Annotated in this window: 15 protein-coding genes and 2 other annotated features; of the genes, 14 read left to right on the forward strand and 1 reads right to left on the reverse strand. The window is 26.0% G+C overall.

Annotated elements, in window-relative coordinates:
- Window positions 1-6: 6 nt before the first annotated feature.
- From JFY71_RS09535 to JFY71_RS09585, 11 genes are all read left to right on the forward strand, one after another.
- Entirely contained in the window at window positions 7-663 is a 657-nt protein-coding gene (locus tag JFY71_RS09535; protein WP_243660557.1) for a potassium channel family protein, read from the forward strand.
- Window positions 656-1,444, forward strand: a complete 789-nt coding sequence (locus JFY71_RS09540) for a TrmH family RNA methyltransferase (protein ID WP_243660558.1) — start codon at window positions 656-658, stop codon at window positions 1,442-1,444. Before JFY71_RS09535 ends, JFY71_RS09540 begins: the two co-directional genes overlap by 8 nt.
- Window positions 1,406-1,600: a binding site (T-box leader), on the forward strand. (Overlaps the previous gene by 39 nt.)
- 49 nt (window positions 1,601-1,649) lie before the next feature.
- The gene (pheS, locus tag JFY71_RS09545) at window positions 1,650-2,672 is read left to right on the forward strand and encodes a phenylalanine--tRNA ligase subunit alpha (RefSeq protein ID WP_243660559.1); all 1,023 of its coding nucleotides are present in this window, start codon (window positions 1,650-1,652) and stop codon (window positions 2,670-2,672) included.
- Between the two features lie 9 nt (window positions 2,673-2,681).
- Window positions 2,682-5,060, forward strand: coding sequence for a phenylalanine--tRNA ligase subunit beta (gene pheT / locus JFY71_RS09550; RefSeq protein WP_243660560.1), 2,379 nt, complete (start codon window positions 2,682-2,684; stop codon window positions 5,058-5,060).
- A 1-nt stretch (window position 5,061) separates the two neighbouring features.
- Entirely contained in the window at window positions 5,062-5,619 is a 558-nt protein-coding gene (locus JFY71_RS09555) for a cell division protein ZapA (protein WP_243660561.1), read from the forward strand.
- A complete protein-coding gene (locus tag JFY71_RS09560; protein ID WP_243660562.1) occupies window positions 5,620-7,929 on the forward strand; it encodes a U32 family peptidase in 2,310 nt (769 codons plus the stop codon). It abuts the gene before it with no gap.
- A complete protein-coding gene (locus JFY71_RS09565; RefSeq protein WP_243660563.1) occupies window positions 7,929-10,301 on the forward strand; it encodes an endonuclease MutS2 in 2,373 nt (790 codons plus the stop codon). Before JFY71_RS09560 ends, JFY71_RS09565 begins: the two co-directional genes overlap by 1 nt.
- Before the next feature lie 12 nt (window positions 10,302-10,313).
- A complete protein-coding gene (gene argS / locus JFY71_RS09570) occupies window positions 10,314-12,011 on the forward strand; it encodes an arginine--tRNA ligase (RefSeq protein ID WP_243660564.1) in 1,698 nt (565 codons plus the stop codon).
- 36 nt (window positions 12,012-12,047) lie between these two features.
- A complete protein-coding gene (locus tag JFY71_RS09575) occupies window positions 12,048-13,772 on the forward strand; it encodes a B12-binding domain-containing radical SAM protein (protein WP_243660565.1) in 1,725 nt (574 codons plus the stop codon).
- Window positions 13,769-14,494, forward strand: a complete 726-nt coding sequence (locus tag JFY71_RS09580; protein WP_243660566.1) for a hypothetical protein — start codon at window positions 13,769-13,771, stop codon at window positions 14,492-14,494. Before JFY71_RS09575 ends, JFY71_RS09580 begins: the two co-directional genes overlap by 4 nt.
- Complete coding sequence (locus JFY71_RS09585; RefSeq protein WP_243660567.1) at window positions 14,494-15,588, forward strand: tetratricopeptide repeat protein; 1,095 nt, start codon at window positions 14,494-14,496, stop codon at window positions 15,586-15,588. The genes JFY71_RS09580 and JFY71_RS09585 overlap by 1 nt, the downstream gene beginning before the upstream one ends.
- Here JFY71_RS09585 and JFY71_RS09590 read toward each other — a convergent pair whose 3' ends face one another.
- Window positions 15,589-16,935, reverse strand: coding sequence for a helix-turn-helix domain-containing protein (locus JFY71_RS09590; RefSeq protein WP_243660568.1), 1,347 nt, complete (start codon window positions 16,933-16,935; stop codon window positions 15,589-15,591). It lies immediately after the preceding gene.
- A 130-nt stretch (window positions 16,936-17,065) separates the two neighbouring features.
- Between JFY71_RS09590 and murJ (JFY71_RS09595) the strand changes: the two genes are divergently transcribed.
- From murJ (JFY71_RS09595) to aspS, 3 genes are all read left to right on the forward strand, one after another.
- Window positions 17,066-18,595, forward strand: a complete 1,530-nt coding sequence (murJ, locus tag JFY71_RS09595) for a murein biosynthesis integral membrane protein MurJ (protein ID WP_243660569.1) — start codon at window positions 17,066-17,068, stop codon at window positions 18,593-18,595.
- Window positions 18,596-18,671: 76 nt separating this feature from the next.
- Entirely contained in the window at window positions 18,672-20,198 is a 1,527-nt protein-coding gene (gene murJ / locus JFY71_RS09600; protein WP_243660570.1) for a murein biosynthesis integral membrane protein MurJ, read from the forward strand.
- 36 nt (window positions 20,199-20,234) lie between these two features.
- Window positions 20,235-20,413: a binding site (T-box leader), on the forward strand.
- 66 nt (window positions 20,414-20,479) lie between these two features.
- Entirely contained in the window at window positions 20,480-22,252 is a 1,773-nt protein-coding gene (gene aspS / locus JFY71_RS09605; protein ID WP_243660571.1) for an aspartate--tRNA ligase, read from the forward strand.
- The last annotated feature ends 2 nt before the right edge of the window (window positions 22,253-22,254 follow it).

Below are 22,254 nucleotides of genomic sequence, written 5' to 3' on the forward strand. Positions count from 1 at the left end.
TGAGAAATGAAACAATTTGTAGTTATTGGTTGTGGTAGATTTGGAAAATCATTAGCGTTAAAATTATCTGAGTTAAATCAAGAGGTTTTGGTTATAGATCAAGATGAGGATGTAGTAAATGAAATTAGTCCTTCTGTTACCTATGCAGTAACAGCAGACGTTACGGCAGAAGGTGTCCTTGAGGATTTAGGAGTACAGAATTTTGATGTAGTAATAATAGGTATGAGTTCAAATTTTGAAGCTTCTGTATTGGTTACTGCAACAGCAAAAGAATTAGGAGTAGATACTGTTATAGCAAAAGTAAAAGATACGCTTCATGGGAAGATTATGACTAAAATTGGAGCGGATAAGGTTATTATTCCAGAAAAGGAAACGGGTTTAAGACTTGCTCATAGCTTGACCAAGAAAAGCATTATAGATTTTATTGAAGTATCTGAAGAATTTAGCCTAATGGAAATAAAAGCTCCTAAAAATTGGACCAATAAAATGATAAAAGACCTAGAAATAAGAAATAAATATAATCTAAGTATTATTGCTGTAAGACGTAATGAGGATATTATTATAAATCCTGAAGCTGATTTAGTAATAGGAAGTTCAGATGTATTATCGGTAGTTGGTAAAACTTCTGATATAGAGGAATTGGTTAATATTACAAATGATTAAAAGAATAGAAAGTAAGGACAATAAAGAGTTTAAAAAATTTAAATCTTTAAAAACCAATACTGGAAGAAAAAAGAATAATCTATTTATAATAGAAGGTAAAAAAATGCTAATAGAAGCATTTACCTCTAAAGTGTCTATACAAAATATAATTATCAATGAGGATTTTAAAGATTTAACTATATTGAAAAATAGAAAAGAGAGTATAATTCAATTAAAAAATTCCTTATTTAATGAAATAACAGAAATGAAAAATTCTGAAGGAATACTAGCTATATGTGAGTTCTTAAGTAATAAGGAAATAGATTTAAGTAAAAATCTTTTAGTCTTGGATAATATTAGAGATCCAGGAAATATGGGGACAATAATACGTACTGCTGAATCCTTTGGATATAATAATATATTATTAATAAATGGTTGTGTAAATATATACAATCATAAGGTTTTACGATCTTCTATGGGATCTATTTTTAGAGTTAATTTAAAAGAAATAAAACTAGAGGATTTAAATATATTAAAAAACACACATTTAATATATTCTATGTCATTATCGGACAATGCAGAAAGCATATTTAATATGACAGATATAAAAAAACATGCTATAATTATTGGAAATGAGGCAAATGGAGTAGACAAGGAAATTATAGAGATTTCAGATAAAAATATTATTATTCCAATTTCAAAAAATGTTGAATCTTTAAATGCAGCAATTGCTGCATCGGTTACAATGTTTTATTTTAATTTAATAAGTACAGTGAAGGAAAAAAAGATAGATTTTAATTAGTAGAGAGCTATGAATTGGTGAAACATAGTAATTAAACTATCCCTATTCATTCCGGAGTTCTCAGGTAATTCTGAGCGTTAACTAACGATATATAGTTTCAAATTAAGTGATGTTTTCATAATTTGGGTGGTACCGCGGAAATCTTTCGTCCCATTTTGGGATGGGAGATTTTTTTATTTAATATAGGTTACTAATAGGAGGAAAAATGAAAAATAAATTATTGAATATAAAAGAACAAACTTTAGCTAAATTAGGTGAAATAAAAAATTTAGAAGAATTAGAGAAAATTAGAGTTAAAATATTAGGTAAAAAAGGAGAGTTGACTCTAGTTTTAAGAGGAATGGGAAAACTATCTAAAGAAGAAAGACCTATTGTAGGACAATATGCAAATGAAATAAGAAATGACATAGAAGACTATATTGGAATAAAGAAAAAGGAATTAATAGAAAAAATAAACAAAATTAAAATAGAGGAAGAAAAAATCGATGTTACAGCAAAAAAGGGCTCTTTAAAAATAGGTCATAGACATCCTTTAAATAAGACTATGGAGGAATTGGAAAATCTGTTTCAAACAATGGGGTTTTCAATTATAGAAGGACCAGAGGTTGAAACTGTTGCAAATAATTTCGATTTGTTAAATTCGCCTAAAAATCATCCATCTAGGGACTTAACAGATACATTTTATATAAATGAAGATATTTTACTTAGAACTCATACTTCAACAGTTCAAATTAGAACTATGTTAAATAACAAACCTCCAATTAGGATGGTTTCAGCAGGTAGGACCTTTAGATTTGATGATGTTGACGACACACACTCTCCGATGTTTCATCAAATTGAGGGTTTAGTAGTAGATAAAAATGTTACCATGTCTAATTTAATGCATACCTTAGATGTATTTATTAGAGAATTCTTTGGGGAAGATATGAAAACTAGATATAGACCACACTATTTTCCTTTTACAGAACCATCTGCAGAAGTAGATGTGTCATGCTTTTCCTGTCATGGTGAAGGATGTCCAGAATGTAATTATACAGGATGGAGTATGGAATTATTAGGATGTGGAATGGTTCATCCTAATGTATTGAGAAATTGTGGCATTGATCCGGAAATTTATTCAGGATTTGCCTTTGGAATGGGAATAGATAGAATTACAATGGTAAAACATGGTATTAATAACATTAGATTATTATATGATAACGATAAGAGATTTTTAGAACAGTTTTAGGAGGAATATATGCTATTACCAATAGTTTGGATGAAAGAATATGTTAATATAGATACAGATATTATGGAATTAATAAATGAAGTTACACTATCAGGTTCACATGTTGAATCAATTAATGATTTAGGAGAAAAATTAAACAATATAGTTGTTGCAAAAATATTAGAAATAAAAAAACATCCTAATGCTGATAAATTATCCTTAGTAAAAGTTGATTATGGAGAAAAAGTAGTTGAAATAATTACCGGTGCTAAAAATATGAAAGAAGGAGATTTAGTAGCTTTTGCAAAACTTGGAGCAATATTACCAGATGGGTTAGAAATAAAGCCAATTGATTTAAAGGGAATAGAGTCTACAGGAATGTTATGTTCATATGAAGAATTAGGATATATTGATAGTGTTATTCCTAAAAGTTCAGCAAATGGAATTATAATTTTAGAAAATGGTAAAATTGGAGAAAATATTATAGATGCTTTACAATTAAAGGATCCAGTTGTAGAATTTGAAATAACGCCTAATAGATCGGATTGTTTGTCAATAGTAGGTATTTCAAGAGAAGTAGCAGCAACTTTTAACAAGAAAATCAATTTACCAACAATAAATATAGAAAGAGAAGAGGATAAAATTGAAAATTATTTTAACTCAATAGAAGTTTTATCTGACAATTGTTTAAGATATGTGGGAAAAATTGTAAAAGATGTTGTAGTAAAAGAATCTCCTCAATGGATGCAAAATTACTTAATGCAAGCTGGAATGAGGCCGATAAATAATATTGTAGATATTACAAACTATGTTTTATTGGAATTAGGACAACCTCTTCATGCTTTTGATATTGAAACTTTAGAAGATAAAAAAATCATTGTAAGACAAGCAAATGAAAATGAAGAAATGACAACATTGGACAATAACAGTAGAAAATTAAGGAAAACGGATCTAGTTATTTCCGATGGGAAAAAACCGGTAGCCATAGCTGGAGTTATGGGAGGATTAAATAGTGAAATAACTAATAGTACAAAAACTATTTTAGTTGAATCTGCAGTATTTGATGCTGATTCAGTTAGAAAAACCTCTAAACATTTAGGACTTAGAACAGAGGCATCTCAAAGGTTTGAAAAGGGAATATCACCTGAAATAAGTAAATATGCAGCCGAAAGAGTTTGTGAACTTATTGAAGAAACAAATTCAGGTACCGTTGTTAAAGGAAGCTATGATATTTATAAAAAACCTCAAGAAGATAGGATAATTAATATTAGTGTTGAAAGAATCAATAAATTATTGGGAACAGAAATTTCTAAGGAAGAAATTGTAAACTATTTAGAAAATTTAGAATTTGAAGTAGAAGAAGAAAATGATATTTTAATAGTAAAAGTTCCTAAATTTAGATTGGATATTAGTATAGAAGAAGATATAATTGAGGAAGTGGGGAGATTATATGGTTTCCATAATATTGAACCAAAACCATTAGGTGGAGGATTATTACGAGGTAAAAAATCATATAATAGACTAATAGAAGATGAAACTAAAAATATAATGTATGCATTGGGGTTATATGAAGCTACTACCTATTCTTTTATAAGCAGAAAAGCCTACTCTAAAACATTAACGGATATTGATGAAGAGGAATTAGTTACATTAAAAAATCCATTAGGGGAAGACTTTAGTGTAATGCGAACTACTTTAATTCCAAATATTTTAAATGTATTGGAAAAAAATAGTAAAAATAAAATAGATGAATTTAAGGTTTATGAATTAGGAAATACATTCCATTCCTATGATGCAAAAAAACTTCCAGTAGAAAGTAAAAAAGTAACATTGGGAATGTACGGTAAATATGATTTTTATGATATAAAGGATATAGTGTCAATCTATTTAAATCAATTAGGTTTGAAAGATTTAGAATTTACTGCCTTAACAGATAATAAAACATTTCATCCAGGTAGAGCAGCAAGCATTGCTTTTAAGGGAGAAGTACTAGGACAAATTGGAGAAATTAGCTATGAAGTTGCAGAAAACTATAATATTGGTTCAAGAGTATATATAGCTGAAATTGATTTATCAATAGTGGGAAAATATGTAAATTTAGAAAAGACATATAAGCCAATTATAAAGTATCCTAGTATTGAACGGGATATAGCAATTGTTGTAGATAGAAATTTAGAAACTGCAAAAATTGAAAATGTAATAGAAGGTTCAGGAAAAGGTCTTGTGCAAAAAATAGATTTATTTGATATATACACAGGAGAGCACGTAGATAGCAATAAAAAGAGCTTAGCATATAGAATAGTTTTTCAATCTCCAGAAAGAACATTAAAAGAAAAAGAAGTGAACATTATTGTAGAAGATATATTAAACGAGTTAGAAAAGGGTTTTGGTGCTAAATTAAGGAGCTAAAATGTCTGAAAAAACAAAATATAATATAAGGATATTAAATAATACCTATACAATAAAATCTGACAAATCAGAAGAAGCTATAGATGAAATTACCAGTAAAATTAATAGTAAATTATCAGAACTAAGAAAAAATAATCCTAATTTAAAACAGGAGATGCTTCTAAGCTTAGCTTTGTTATATTTTAGTGAAGAAATTACAAATAATGATTTAGAGATTTCAAATTTAAGAGATGAGATAGACAGTTTCAGACAGGAAAAAAGAACAATAAAAGAAAAGAATGAAAATTTTATAAAAAATATTAACCAACTAGAAAAAGATAATTTAAAACTAAAAGAGGACATTAATCTTTACCTTAACAATATAAATAAGCTAAATCAATATATTGAAACTCTTAAAATAGAAACATCAAACTATTTACAAGAACTAGAAGGTAAAAACAATACTATTAAAAAATTAAACGATAATATGGATAATCTTAGAAGAGATTACACACAGACATTAATAATAGTTAATTCGGTAAAAAGAGAATTAGAAAAAATCAAGGGTAAGGTTTTATAATTGAAAAATTATGATTTTGAGGTATTGGCTCCTGTAGGGAATTTGTTGATGTTAGATGCAGCAATTAAGGCAGGAGCTGATGCTGTTTATTTAGGTGGAAAAAATTTTAGTGCACGAGCATATGCAGAAAATTTTACAATAGAAAACATTAGAGATTTAGTTAGAAAATGCCATAGTAATAATATTAAGGTATATGTAACAGTAAATACATTATTACATGATTATGAATTAAATGATGCTTTAAACTACATTATTGACTTATATAATTTAGATGTTGATGCTGTAATAATCCAAGATTTAGGCCTATTGACTTTAATTAAGCAATATTTACCTAATATGGATGTACATGCTAGTACACAAATTAATATTAATAATTATTACGGTGCAAAACTTATGAAAAAACTAGGTTTTAAAAGAATAGTTTTAGCAAGGGAAACCCCTATAGATGAAATAAAGTATATAGCTGAAAATCTAGATATAGAACTAGAGGTATTTATTCATGGTTCACTATGTATTTCATCATCAGGTCAATGTCTTATGAGTTCATATATTGGAGGAAGAAGTGGTAACAGGGGAAAATGTGCCCAACCTTGTAGAAAAGAATATACAATATATGATTCAGAGTTTAATATTGTAAATTCTAACAAGGCCCCTAGATCTTATTTAAGTCCAAAAGATTTATGCACAATTGATAATATTACAGAATTAAGAGATATTGGAATTAAATCCTTTAAAATAGAAGGAAGAATGAAAAAGCCAGAATATGTCTATACCGTAGTTAAAACCTATAAGAGTAAATTGAATAATCACTATATAGATGATAGGATTCTTGATGAAGTATCTAATAGAGGATATACAAAGGGGTTAATTAATTATAGCTTTGGCAGAGATTTTATTGAAATTAATAGAGAGAAGAATAAAAAAGGTTTAATTGTTGGCAAAATTGTTAAAAAAAATAAACAAAAAGCAATAGAGTTTTTTATAAAAGTAAAAAAAGGGGATATTCTACTTTTTGAAACAGTAAAAAATAAGGTAATTCAACTTACCTTAACTAAGGATTATGATGTAGGGGAAACTTTATTTAGTGACCATATTCACGATTCAAAAGTTGATTCTAAAGTAAGAAGAACAAGTTCTATTGAAATAAAAAATGAATTGGAAAATGCAAAAATCGATAATCTTAAAGATATTGATATTAAATTTATTGGTAAAATTGGGGAAAATCCTAGAATTTATGCAAAAAGTTGTAATAAAACTGTATTTGCAGATTCAAATCATACTGTTTTAAAAGCCATAAAACAACCTTTAAGCAGAGATAGAATAGTAGAGCAACTATCTAAAATGGGAAATACCAACTATAAATTACATTCTATTGAATTGGAATTAGATGAGAACATATTTATACCTATTAAGGTTTTAAACGAGTTACGAAGAGATATAATATTTAAATTAGATAAAATACTAACTAATTTTAATAGCAGAGAGTATGTAAATAAAGTAAATATAGATTTTAAAAGTTTCCAATCAACAAACCCTGCAACGACTAAAATTAACTTAGAATTAATTAATATAGTGGAAAATCTTGAAAATGATTATGGTGATATTTATACAAATGATTATAATAATATTGAAAATAGTTATTATAAAATACCAAGAATAGCCACTAGTAAAGAATTAGAAAAAATTAGCGTTGAAATTAAAAATAAAAACAATATAAAAGGATTTTTAGTAAATAATTTAGGAGATATTCAATTTGTTAAGGAAAAGTTTCCTAATGCAAAAATTATTGGAGATATAGGACTAAATGTATTAAATTCTAAAGCCTATTGGCTTTTAAAAAACTTAGGACTGTTTAAAATATCCTTGTCAACAGAATTAAATATAGATGAAATTAATGATTTAATTACAAAAATTGATAATGATTTTGAAATATTAGTCCACGGATATTTAACCTCTATGGTAATGAAAAACTGTCCGTTTAGTATTTTAAAGGGTTGTAAAGACGATAGTAAATGTAATTTATGTAAATTTTCTAAAAACCACTATTTAAAAAATAATAATAATGAATATTTTTTAGTTAACAGATTTAATGGTTATAGTGAATTATATCATAATAAAATTTTAGACATTTACGATATTGTTAAAAATATTAATTTAGAAAAGGGTGGCAATTTAAGAATTATTGCTTATAATAAAGTAGATGATTTAATAAAAAAATACAATGATAAAATCAATAATAAGAAGGTTTATAAAATAGATAATAATAACGAAGAATATACTAAGGGACATTTTTTAAAAGGTATAAATTAATGAATAATAAAGCAATAAAAATTTTAGAATACAATACAATAATAAATAAATTAGTAAATTATACAAAATCGAACTTAGGTAAAAAGATATCAAAAAAATTAGAACCTATTTCAGATTTTGAAGAAATTGAAGAAAAACTTAAGGAAACAGAAGAAGCAACTAGCTTAATATTTGCATTTGGCAATCCTTCTATATATGAAATCAATGATTTTATATTACCTTTAAAACATGTAGAAAAGGGAGGAAGTCTAGGTACAAGAGAGCTTTTAGATGCTTCTGCATTATTAAGATCGGTTAATGAAATAAAAAGATATTTACCTAATACTATAGAAAATGAAAATAAGTATCCAATAGTATCGGCTATAGTTTCTTCTTTAACTGAATATAATAATATAGAAAAAGAAATTTCAAATGCTATTATTTCAGAAAATGAAATAAGTGATAACGCTAGTAGTGAATTAAAAAGAATTAGAAGAGAAATATTAAACAAATCTAATTCTATTAGAGAAAAACTAAATAGTATTTTAAAATCTCAAAATTCACAAAATCTATTACAGGATTCTTTTGTAACAATTAGGGATGGACGATATGTAATTCCGGTAAAATCAGAAAATAGAAATTTAATAAAGGGTATTGTTCATGACCAATCGTCTTCGGGAGCAACTTCTTTTATAGAACCAATGGCTGTAGTAGAAATAAATAACGATATTAGAATATTGGAAGCTAAGGAAGAAGAAGAAATAAAAAAAATATTAAGAGAGTTGTCCTTAAAATTATTTGAAATAAAAGATGATTTAATTATTAATCAAAAATATTTGTCCAGATTGGATTTTATATTTGCAAAGGGAAATTTAGCTATTGAATATAATTGTTCTAGGCCCATTATTAATAAAAAGGGAATAGTTGATTTAAAAAAAGCAAGACATCCTTTACTGGATAAAAACAAGGTAGTTCCAATCGATATTAATTTTGGTAGGGATTATAATACTTTAGTAATTACTGGACCAAATACAGGTGGAAAAACAGTAACATTAAAAACAGTGGGATTACTTACTTTAATGGCCCAATCAGGCTTATTAATTCCATGTAAGGAAAATTCTGAAATAGCTGTTTTTGATGAAATATATGCAGATATTGGTGATGAACAAAGTATAGAACAATCGTTAAGTACATTTTCTTCACATATGACAAATATTGTAGAAATAATGAATAATTTAAAATATAATTCCTTAGTACTTTTTGATGAATTAGGAGCAGGAACTGATCCAACAGAAGGGGCTGCCCTAGCTATAGCTATTTTAGAAAAATTATTACACAAAAATATTAGAACTATAGCTACTACTCATTATTCTCAATTGAAGTTATTTGCATTAAATACCGAAGGTGTAAAAAATGGTTCAGTAGAGTTTGATGTAAATACTTTAAGTCCAACATATAGGTTAACAATAGGTTTACCTGGTAAGTCAAATGCTTTTGAAATTTCAAAAAGACTTGGACTAAGTGAGTCCATTATAAATGAGGCTCGAAAACTAATATCAGAGGAAAATCAAAACTTTGAGGATATTTTATCTAAAATAGAATATGATAGACGTGAAATAGAGGAAAGCAAGGAAAGACAGAGAAAACTTGAAGAGGAAGTTACTTTATTAAAAACTAAGTTAAATGAAGAAATAGATAAAACTAAGTTATCTAGAACTAAAATTATTGATGATGCTAAGGAAAAAGCTTATAGTATAATACAGGAAGCGAAAGATTCTAGTTCTGAACTAATAAAAAAATTAAAATACTTACAAAGTAGCTCTGAAGAAAATATAGCCCATCAAGCTACTAAAATTGAACAAAATTTTAATAAAAAATTAAAAAAGAATATTAGCAATAAGGGACTTTTAGGTACAGTAGACAAAGAGGAAAAAAGAGATATAACTATAGGTGATGAAGTAGAAGTTCTAGGAATGAATGATGTTGGACAGGTGATTTCTAAACCAAATAGAAAAGGTGAAGTTCAAGTTCAAATAGGTATTATTAAATTAAATGCAAATGTAAATAACCTAAAACTTGTAGAGTCTACTGATGAAAAAAAGGCAAAAACCAATATAAAGAATATTATAAAAAGTAAGGCTAATAAAAATATAAGTAGCGAATTAGACTTAAGGGGTTATAATATTGAAGAGGCTATTTATGAAATTGAAAAATTTATAGATGATGCTTATATTGTAGGAATTAAAGAAATAAGACTAATACATGGAAAAGGAACTGGAGTGTTAAGACAAGGCGTCCAAAATTATCTAAAAAAGAATAAGTATGTAAAATCCTATAGAATAGGTTCCTATTCTGAAGGTGGTACTGGAGTAACTGTTGTAGAAATAAAGTAATGAGAGGTAAATATGATAGATTTTAAAATTAAGGTTGTAGATAAATTAGAAGAATTGAAACTAGATATTTCAAGAGAGGAAATTATTTCTCTTATAGAAATACCACCAGAATCGAGTATGGGAGATTACGCTTTTCCTGTGTTCAAATTTGCTAAAACTTTTAAGAAGGCACCAAATTTAATAGCAGAAGAATTAGCTGGTAAATTAACTAAAGGAGAATTTTTTTCAAATATAGTAAATACAGGTCCATATATTAACTTTTTTGTTAATAATGAATTATTGACAAAAGAAGTTTTAGAAGGCGTGTTAAATAATAAAAAATTCGGTTCAAAAAATATTGGATTAGGAAAAACTGCTATAGTTGAATTTTCTTCAACTAATATAGCTAAGCCTTTTCATATTGGACATTTAAGGTCTACAGTAATTGGAAATTCCATTAATAATATTTTGAAATACCAAGACTATAATACAGTGGCAATAAATTACATAGGTGACTATGGTACTCAATTTGGTATGATGATTTCAGCATATAAAAAATGGGGAAGTAAAGAGATCATAGACAGAGATCCTATTAATGGTTTGCTTGATTTGTATGTTAGGTACAATAAAGAAGCCAAAGAAAATGAAGTCTTAATGGATGAAGCAAGATATTGGTTTGACAGACTAGAAAAAAAAGACAAGGAAGCCCTTGAATTATGGCAATGGTTTAAAGATATTAGTTTAAAAGAATTTAATAGGGTTTATGAATTATTAGGTGTTAAATTTGACAATTATAATGGTGAAGCTTATCATTCGCAATTTATGGGAGAAGTAATTAAGGAGCTTGAAGAGAAAAATCTTTTGAAAGAATCTGAAGGAGCAATAATAGTAGATTTAGAAAAATACGATTTACCACCTGTGCTTATTAAAAAAAGCAATGGTTCAAGTACTTATATTACTAGGGATATTGCTACGGCAATATACAGAAAGAAAACATATGATTTTTATAAAAATAATTATGTTGTAGCTTCTCAACAACGACTACATTTCCAACAACTTGTAGCAGTACTAAAAGAAATGGGTTATGAATGGGCAGATGATTGTGTCCATGTTTCTTTTGGAATGGTATCTATGAAAGATGGTGCAATGAAAACCAGAGAAGGAAAAGTTATATTTTTAGAAGAGGTTTTAAATCAAGCTATAAGTAAAACCAATGAAATAATAGAAAATAGAAATCCCGACTTGGAAAATAAAGAAAAAGTTGCAAAGGAAATAGGTGTAGGAGCAATAATTTTCCAAGATTTATTTAATAATCGTATAAAGGATTATGTATTTGATTGGGATCAAGTTTTAAACTTTGATGGTGAAACAGGTCCATATGTTCAGTATGCAAATGCTAGGGCGTCATCAATTTTAAATAAAGTTAATTTCCAAGTTGAAGAAAATGTAGACTATACCTTATTAAAAGAAGAAGAAGAAATTGCTATAATTAAGATTTTAGATAATTTTAGTAATGTTTTAGAAAATGCTGCTAATAAATTAGAACCATCATTTGTTACAAGATATTCAGTAGAATTAGCAAAGGCTTTTAATAGATTTTATAATTCATGTCCAATAAGTTCGGCAGAAGAAAATCTTAAAAGTGCCAGATTACTTCTAACATATGCAACGAAGGTAGTTTTAACTACAAGTTTGAATTTATTGGGAATAGCAGCTCCTGAAAAAATGTAAGACTAGTTTAACTAGTCTTTTTTAGATAGGTGAAAAATGAAAATTTTATTAACATCTTTAAATACAAAATATATTCATAGTAATATTGCAATACAATATTTAAAATCAACTGTGAAGGACTATTATAAAGTTGACACAAAGGATTTTACTATTAATCAAAATATAGATGATATTATTTATGAAATCATGAAAAATGATTATGAGATAATAGGATTTTCCACATATATTTGGAATGTTGAAGAAACTTTAAAAATATGTAAGAAAATCAAAAAAATAAAGGAAGATATTATAATTATACTAGGAGGACCTGAAGTATCCTATAATGGAGAGGAATTATTAAAGGAAAACAAAAGTATTGATTATATTATTTCAGGTGAGGGAGAATTAGTTTTTTTTAAATTATTAAATTATATAGTAAATAAAGAATCTATTTTACCTGATGGAATTTTAGGAAGAAAGAATAATAATATATTAGGAAATACAAATTACCAAGTAATAAATGATTTAAAAATATCTGAATTTGAATATACTGATGAACACATTAAAGACAAAAAAATAATATATTATGAAACTTCAAGAGGCTGTCCCTACAATTGTGAATTTTGTCTTTCCTCTTCTACAAAAAAAGTTAGATATTTCGATTTAGAGAGATGTAAGAAAGACATTAAAAAATTTATTGATTTAGAAGTACCACTAGTTAAATTTATAGACAGAACATTTAACTACGACAAAAACCGTGCTTTAGAGTTAATGAAGTTTATTAAAGAAAATGATAAGGGAGTAACAACATTTCATTTAGAAATACACCCTACATTAATTGACAAGGATTACTTGAAATTATTTAAGAATTTAAGAAAAGATCTTTTTCAATTTGAAATTGGCGTTCAATCAACTAATGTTAAAACTTGTAAGGCAATAAAAAGAGTAGGGGAATTTGAACAAATAAAAAAAGTTTGTAAAGAAATAATAAGTTATAACAATATTCATTTACATTTAGATTTAATTACAGGTTTACCCTTTGAGGATTATGAAAGTTTAAAAAAATCCTTTAACGATATTTTATCGATTAGACCTGATAAACTTCAATTAGGGTTTTTAAAGGTTTTAAAGGGTTCACCATTGTGGTATAAAAGTAAAGAATATGGAATTATTTATGATGATGATCCACCTTTTGAAGTTATATTTACCAAATGGATAAGCTATGATGAAATTCAGAAAATTAAACTTATAGAAACATTAGTAGATAAATATTATAATGAAAAATACTTTATTAACACTTTTGAATTTGTTGTAAAGAATTATTATAAAACAGATTTTGATTTTTTTGAAGATTTTTCAAATTATTGGAAGAAAAACAACTACTATTTTAGGAATCACTCAAGAGATAATCTTTATTTGATTTTCAAAGATTTTATTGTATTTAAAGATTTCAAATATAAAAATATTCTTTTAGAATTACTTATTCATGACTATATAATTACAAATAAAAAAATTCCTTATTTTTTAAACCCGGCAGTAATTGAAAACCAGATAAAACATGAATTATTAAAAAATGATGAAATTTTGAATACTATTGGAAAATATGCCCTAGGTATGACAACAAAAAAATTGGTTAAGAATATTTTTATCTTAAAATTTAAGTATGATATAATTGATGTTATGAAAAATAACAATTATTATGAAAAAAATTGTATTGTATTATATGATAAAAACAACAATGAATTTTATAATATAACAGATTATTATAAGGAGATAATATGAATTATTTACAAGATTTTCTTTATGTACAAAAAACTGCAATAAAGAATACTTTTAAAGGAATAAGGTATTTTTTTATTGTAGCCATAGCTATAATAGCAAGTTCACTAGTTATTAATATTGTAAGTAATATTTTAAATTCAATATTTGGGTTTGGAATGTTTTCAATTATAATAGACCTATTAATATATATATTAGAAATTTTTATAATTTCTTTTATAATGAATATATTATTTAAGGCTGTAAAGACAAATGGAAAGGGTAAGGGATTTATTCAAGATAGTAGTAGCCAATTTATGTATAAAATAATTCAAATAGCATTTATATTCTATTTAGTAAGGTTAATTTTACAAATTGGTGGTTTATATAGAATATATAATTTTTTAATTCCTGTTCTTTTAATAGTATTCAATGCCTTGCCAGAGTCCATATATTTGGAAAATTATGATTCTCAAGGAACTTTAATACATTCCTTGGAATTTCTAAAAAATAATATAATAAATTGGGGATTACCAAATTTATTATTCTTTGGAGTGTTATGGCTTTTAGACTTACCATATATATTACCTTTTAATATTTCATTTACTAAAAATATTTTAGATATTTTAATTTCATTATTAATAGTATTAATCTATAGTATATTTTTAATATACAGAGGAAATTTATTTGAGATTTTAAATGGTTCATCAATGAGAAAACGAGATTATATGAGGAAGTTTAATTAATGGAAAATATTAAAGACTATTATAGTTCAAAATCAGACGAAATATTGTACTTAGAATTAAAAGAAAGTTTAGTAGATATTGACTTTCCTCTACCAATATTAAAAAAAGATTTTACAGAAGAAATTAAGTCAGGAACTTTTAATGAAGAAATTGAGTTTAAATATTTTTTTAGAGGTATAATATTTAATTTAGCTGTGGATTTCAATTTTAAGTATGCAGAAAGATATTTTGATTTTTTATTTAAAAATATTACAAATTTAAAAGAAGCTGTTTTAAATATGGCTATTTATGAATTACAAGATGATGTAGAAATCTCAAATATTTTTTTAAAGTTTAATTATGATAATTTTCAAGATGTAACCAGTAATTATTATTATACTTTAACATTATTGGAATTATATGAAAGTAAAAACAATAATATATTTTTAGAAGAAGCAGAGAAGGTATTAAATAAAAATATTTCTATTGATGAAAAATATCCATTAACATATTTTTTATTGGGAAATATTGAATTAAATCGAGATAATTTAATAAAAGCTAACTATTATTATTTGGAATCAAAGAAAAATTTAAAAAATTTAAATATAAACAATATAGAAGAAATTGAAAAAGAAATAGATAATAAATTAGATTTTTTACAAATTGAAGTAATATTATTGGAAAGCAAGTATTTACTTGAAAATGGTAAATTCTATGAGGTTATAGAAAAATTAGAAAATAATGACATATACGATTATAGAAAATATTATTATTTAGCTAATGCTTATTTTGCCTTAATGGAAAATAATAAAGCCTTTAAATATTATTCACTAGCAGATGATTTTAAAAATAAAGAAGTAGAATTTTATATAGACTATAGTTATTTTTTATCTCAAGTTGGATATATAGAATTGACAATTGAAATAATAGAAAAAGGTTTAAAGGAATATGAAGATAATGAAATATTGTTGTTTAATAGGGCTGTAATCTTTTTAAATTTAGGAGAAAATAGAAAAGCTAAGGAAGATTTAGAAAACATAGTTCAATATTACGATATTTCAGAAGATATTTTTAATAATGCAATGATTTTATTAGAACAAATCCAGGATGAATAATTATTTTATTAATCCTGGATTTAATTTATCTAGTATTTCTAAGGCGATTAAAATATTTTGCCTAGAAGTTGATTTTTCAAGGTCTATATCTACAAGTTCATTAACTTTGTTAATTCTGTACACTATAGAGTTTCTGTGAACATCCATTTGTTTAGATGCCTTAATTAAAGACCTTTCTTCAATTAAATAGTAATATAGGGTTTTTAATAATTCTGAATTTTTATCTTTATCATAGTTTTTTAAAGCAATAACCTCTTCGGGTATAGCCATTTCAATAAAATCATTGGAAAGTGACATGGAGAATATTAATTTATCTAAATTTAAATCTATATTCTCTTTAATATTTAAATTATTATCTATAATATATTTAGTAAGTTCATAGGCTTTATAGAAATTTAATAAATTTTTTCTCAAATATATTGTAGAATAATCAAGATTATACTTATCAATATAATTTTGTATGTTGGTTTTTATTTTGTCGCTATTTAAATTAGATTCATTTAATAAAATAAGAAGATTATTATTTACGATTATAGAATATAGGTACATAGGGTAATCTAGTATAAATTTATTGCCATGAACAAACATATCCCTATATTTGAAAAGACCGCCTTCTAATTTTAAATTATATAGTTTATATTGATCATTTATATTCCAATTAATAATTTTTAAAATCTGTGCATCTTCATCAGTAAAATTATTTAAAGATAAATTTTTTAATGTATCATAAAACTTATCCTTACTGTTAATAAATTCATTTATGCAAGTATATATATATATGGAAGTTATTCCACTTACCTTGTCTATGCTATCGTGTAGTTTTTCATCAACATTTTCAAAAGCTAAATATCCAAAAACACGAGATGATGCTTTTTTCGATATTTTAAGGGAGAATATATCATTAACCTTATTAAAATCAAAAATATTATAAACTAATTTTTTATTGTTGCTTAGGATACATACATTTGAATTGTATTCTTTTTTAAAAATTTTTAATAATTCATCAATTCCCCTATTATTCGCAATAATATCATATACTAGAAAAAGAAAATTATTATGTTTATATAAGCATTCATTAACAATATCTACAATTTCATAACAATTATCTAAATTTGTAACAATGTAATTGATATTTTGGTTTAAAGAAATTTCTTTATTACAATTATAAATTAAATAATTACCTTTTACATCCTTTAATTTATTAAAGGAATTTCCATCAATAATATTTAATGTATTTTCATTATCTATAAAATTATTGGTCTTAATATGAATTATTTCATTATTAATTTTTACATTATTTTTTTGTATTTTAAGTGTAGTTAAATTTAACAATTCTTTGAAAAACATTACATATAACTCCTTATTTTTTTATACTATTAGTATAGCATATATTATTATATGAAATAATAGTATCTAGCAAATTATAAAATTTTATATTATAATATGTCTTATGCTTATATAAATTTTAGGAGATGTTATGAAGTCAACAGCTTTTTTATTAATGATAATTACAATTATATCCAAATTCTTAGGTTTGTTACGAGAATCTTTATTGGCGAAGTATTTTGCTACTGGTATAGTTGCAGATGCATTTAATATAGCAATGGATTTACCTATTCTTATATTTAGCTTTGTAGCAGTAGGTATATCTACAGGATTTATTCCTACATATAAAAGAATAGAAAAAAAGGAAGGTATTTTATTAGCTAATAGATTTACCAGTAATATGGGAAATGTAAGTATAGTAATTGGTATAGTAATTGTTATATTTTGCCAAATATTTGCCAGTCCCTTAACTAAATTATTAGCCTATAATTTTCCAAAAGAATCCCATGCTTTAGCAACTAATTTTTTAAGAATAACATATTTAAGTTTAGTTGCTACATCAGTGGCTACAGTTTATAGAGGATATCTTTATGCTAGAGAAAACTATCTAGTTCCAGCAATACAAGGGTTTATTTTAAATTTATTTATAATAGTTTCAATTGTTTTAGGATCTAAAACCAATATATATATATTGCCAATAGGTTTAACTCTGGGTACTATAGTACAATTTATACCTTATATTCCAGCAGTAAAGAAAACTGGATTTAAATGGATACCCAAAATAGATTGGTCAGACAAACATTTGAAAAGTATGTTGTATTTAGCTATTCCTGTAATATTCGGAGTATCTGTTAGTCAAATTGGAGTCATGATTGACAAAAACCTTGCAACTTTTATTCAGTCTGTAGGTGGATATTCTACAATGAAATATGCATCTAGATTAAGTGAGTTTGTAAATGGAATAGTAGTGGTTTCAATAGGGACTGTTGCTTATACAGCATTAAGTGAAAGTACTGCCTCAAGAGATATTAGAAAATTCAAAAGAATGATTTTATCTTCAATGGACTCTATGAATATATTGGTTTATCCTGCTTCCATTGGTCTTATAATATATGCAATACCAATAGTAAATTTGGCATTTAATAGAGGGGAATGGACTTACCAGAACACTATTATTACAGCTCAAACTTTACAATGTTATGCCTTTGGATTAGTAGGAATAGCATTTAGAGATATACTATTAAAATCTTTCTATGCTTTGAAGGATACTAAAACACCTACAATTAATTCAGTATATATGATTTTTGTCGATTTGGTCCTCAGTTTAATTGCAGCCTACTTTATTGGATTACCAGGTTTAGCTTTAGGAACATCTTTAGGAGCTTACTTTGGTTCTTTAACATTAGCAATAAGACTAAGAAAAAAAGTAGGTAGATTTGGTGGAATAAGAATTTTCTTAAGAGAGAATACTAAAATGATTTTATCAAGTTTAATTATGGGCGGACTTTCTTATTTGCTATATAAATTTATGCTAGGTTATTTAGGAAGTACTATTTCCTTATTAATTGCAGTTGTTTTTGCTGTAATAGTATATGGAATCTGTTTGTATATATTAAATGTAAAAGAATTATTTAGAACCTTAGATAGTTTTAAAAATAGATTTGGGAAAAAAAGAAGTTAATAGCTTCTTTTTTTATTGATTGAAAAATACAAATATGGTAAAGTTATAGTTTATAGTAGATAAATAAGGGGGAAACATGAAAGCCACTACGATTATTTTAATGATTATAACAATTACATCTAAAGTTATAGGTGCTTTAAGAAATGCTGTTTTATCAAGATTATTTGGAACTGGTGATGTGGCAGCAGCTTTTTCTTTAGCTATGTCAATACCGGTTGTAATATTTAGTTTTATTTCTGTAGGAATTACGACAGGATTTATTCCAACTTATAAAAGGTTAGAAGATAGAGAAGGATACTTAATAGCCGATAAATTCACAAGTAATTTAGGTAATATTACCTTAATAATAAGTATTATTTTAATGCTTATATGTCAGATATTTGCAAAGCCGATTACTTATTTATTTGCATTTAAGCTAAATAATGAAGCAAGGGAATTAACTACGATTTTTACACAAATTACATATTTAAGTTTACCTGCTATGGCTGTAGCGACTGTTTATAGAGGTTATTTAAATTGTAAAAATGAATTTATAGTTCCGGCAATACAAGGGTTTATTTTAAATTTTTTTATATTAATATCATTGTTTTTAGGTAAATACATAAATGTTTACTTTTTAGCAATAGGTCTTACTTTTGCAACTATTGTTCAATTTGTTCCTTATATACCTGCAATTAAAAAAAGAAAATTTAAATGGACTAAAATATTGGATATAAAAGAGCCAGAAATTAAAAGTATGTTAATAATGGCTATACCGGTAATATTTGGAACATCTATTAGTCAATTGAATATTATCATTGATAAGAACCTTTCTTCTATGATTTTAGGTGGGCAAGGTATTACAATTATGGACTATTCCTCAAAGTTAAGTGAATTTGTTAATGGAATAGTTATAATATCAATTACAACAGTAGCTTATCCCTTACTAAGTAAAATTGCCGGTAGAGGAAATATTAAGGAATTTAAAAAAACTATATTGGATACTTTGACCTCAATGAATATTTTGGTTTTGCCGGCAATGATAGGACTTGCTGTATTATCTGAGCCAATTGTAAGATTGGTTTATGAAGGAAGAGCCTTTAAACCTGAAGATACTGTATTGACAGCTCCTTGTCTGCTTTTTTATGCACTGGGACTTTTGGCAATAGGTGCTAGAGATGTTTTATTTAAATCCTTCTATAGCTTGAAGGACACAAAAACCCCTACAATAAATTCGTTCTATATGGTATTGGTAAATATAATTGCAAGTATAATATTATCGAGATTTATAGGCTTATCAGGCTTAGCTTTAGGGTCTACAATTGCTGCATATTATGGTGCTACAACTCTATACTTAAGACTTAAAAAGAAAATTGGAGATTTTTCAGACTTACAAAATTTTAAGAAAGAAAATTTAAAAATGATTGTTGCAAGTGTATTAATGGGAGTATTTGCATATATTTCATTTAGCTTATTAAATAATAGATTTGGTAGTAATATTAGTTTACTGATTTCTATAATGATGTCTGCTCTAGTGTATTTAATTTTATTATTGCTATTTAGAGTTAAAGAGTTATATGCTCTTTTAAATAGCATTAAAAATAGACTAAGTAGAAAGAAATAAATTGACTTAATATATAAATATTATATAATGATAATTAGAAATACAAGGAAGAGAAGGGTATTTTAGAATATGTTTTCTAGAGAGATAAGGTTTGGTGGAACTTATTATACATACTAAAATTGACATCTTGGAGTAGATTATTCCGCTAGAAGCGTTAAAACAATGAGAGAGGTTTACCTAATTAGGGTGGTACCGCGAGTTAACTCGTCCCTTGTGGCGAGTTTTTTTATTTCAAAAATATATTTAATTTATATAAATTATAATTTAAAACTGGAGGAATTATGGATACTATAAAAAATTTTAAAAGAACAAACATGTGTGGAGAAGTTTTGGAGAATTGCTTAGGCAAAGAAGTTATTGTAATGGGTTGGGTAGCAAAAGAAAGAAATCTAGGCAGTATTATTTTCATGGATATTAGAGATACAACAGGAATAGTTCAAGTAGTTATAAATGAAACTGACAACAAGGAACTTTTTGATAAGGTTAAAGGAGTTAGAACTGAATTTGTAGTAGGTGTAAAAGGTCTTGTTAGAGAAAGAGAATCTAAAAATCCTAATATACCAACGGGTAATATTGAAATTCTAGTAAATGAGTTTAGAATTTTAGATAAAGCTGAAACTACTCCAATATATATAAAAAATGATGATAATGTTTCAGAAGAAGTAAGACTAAAATATAGATATTTAGATCTAAGAAAGGAATATTTACAAAATAATTTAAAATTAAGGGCTAAAACTTCTAGTATAATTAGAAACTTTTTAGCAGAAAATGATTTTGTTGAAATAGAAACTCCCTTTTTAGGAAAGCCTACTCCGGAAGGTGCTAGGGACTATTTAATTCCTTCAAGAGTAAATCCTTATGAATTTTATGCCTTACCTCAAAGTCCACAATTAATGAAACAATTACTTATGATAGCTGGAATGGACAGATACTATCAAATAGTTAAATGTTTTAGAGATGAAGATTTAAGGGCAAATAGACAACCTGAGTTTACTCAAGTAGATTTAGAAATGTCTTTTGTAGAAGAAGATGATGTTATTGAAATTAATGAAAAATTAATTAAGAAAATATTTAAAGAAATTAAAAACATAGATTTAGAAATTCCTTTTAATAGAATGACCTATACTGAAGCAATGGAAAAATATGGAAGCGATAAACCGGACTTAAGATTTGGATTTGAATTAGTAGATATATCTGAAATTGTCAAAGATTCAGATTTTAAAGTATTTTCCTCATCTGTAAAAGAAGGTTTTTCAGTAAGAGGAATAAACATCGGAGAATACCAAAAAGATTATTCAAGAAAGAAAATAGATGCTTTACAAGAATATGTCAAAACATATGGTGCTAAAGGATTAGCTTGGATTAAAATGAATAATGGCAAGGTTAATTCGCCAATAGCTAAGTTTTTAAAAGAAGATGAACTGGCTTCTATATTAAAAGCTTTTAATGTTGAAAATGAGGGACTTATTTTAATCGTTGCTGATAAAAACTCAATAGTATTTGATTCATTAGGAGCATTAAGAAGACATATTGCACAAAATTTAGACTTACTTAAAAAAGATGATTTTAAATTTACGTGGATAGTTGATTTTCCTTTATTTGAATATGATGATGAAGAAGAAAGACTTGTAGCTAAACATCATCCATTTACAAGCCCAAAAGATGAAGATATAGAATTACTAGAAAAAACTCCGGAAAAAGTTAGAGCTAAAGCTTATGATATTGTCGTAAATGGAGAAGAATTAGGCGGAGGTTCCATTAGAATTAATAATAGTGAACTACAGGAAAAAATGTTTAAAGCTTTAAATTTGACAAAGGAAGAAATAGAGAATAAATTTGGTTTCTTTGTTGACGCATTAAAGTATGGTACACCTCCACATGGTGGTTTAGCCTATGGGTTAGATAGACTTATGATGTTATTAAGTGGTACTGAAAATATTAAAGATGTAATAGCTTTTCCAAAAACTCAATCTGCAACAGATCTTTTATCAGGCGCTCCTTCACAGGTTACAGAAGAACAATTAAAGGAAATTCATATAAAATTGGATAAATAGAA

The organism is Miniphocaeibacter halophilus, assembly GCF_016458825.1.
In the GTDB taxonomy this organism is placed as follows: domain Bacteria; phylum Bacillota; class Clostridia; order Tissierellales; family Peptoniphilaceae; genus Miniphocaeibacter; species Miniphocaeibacter halophilus.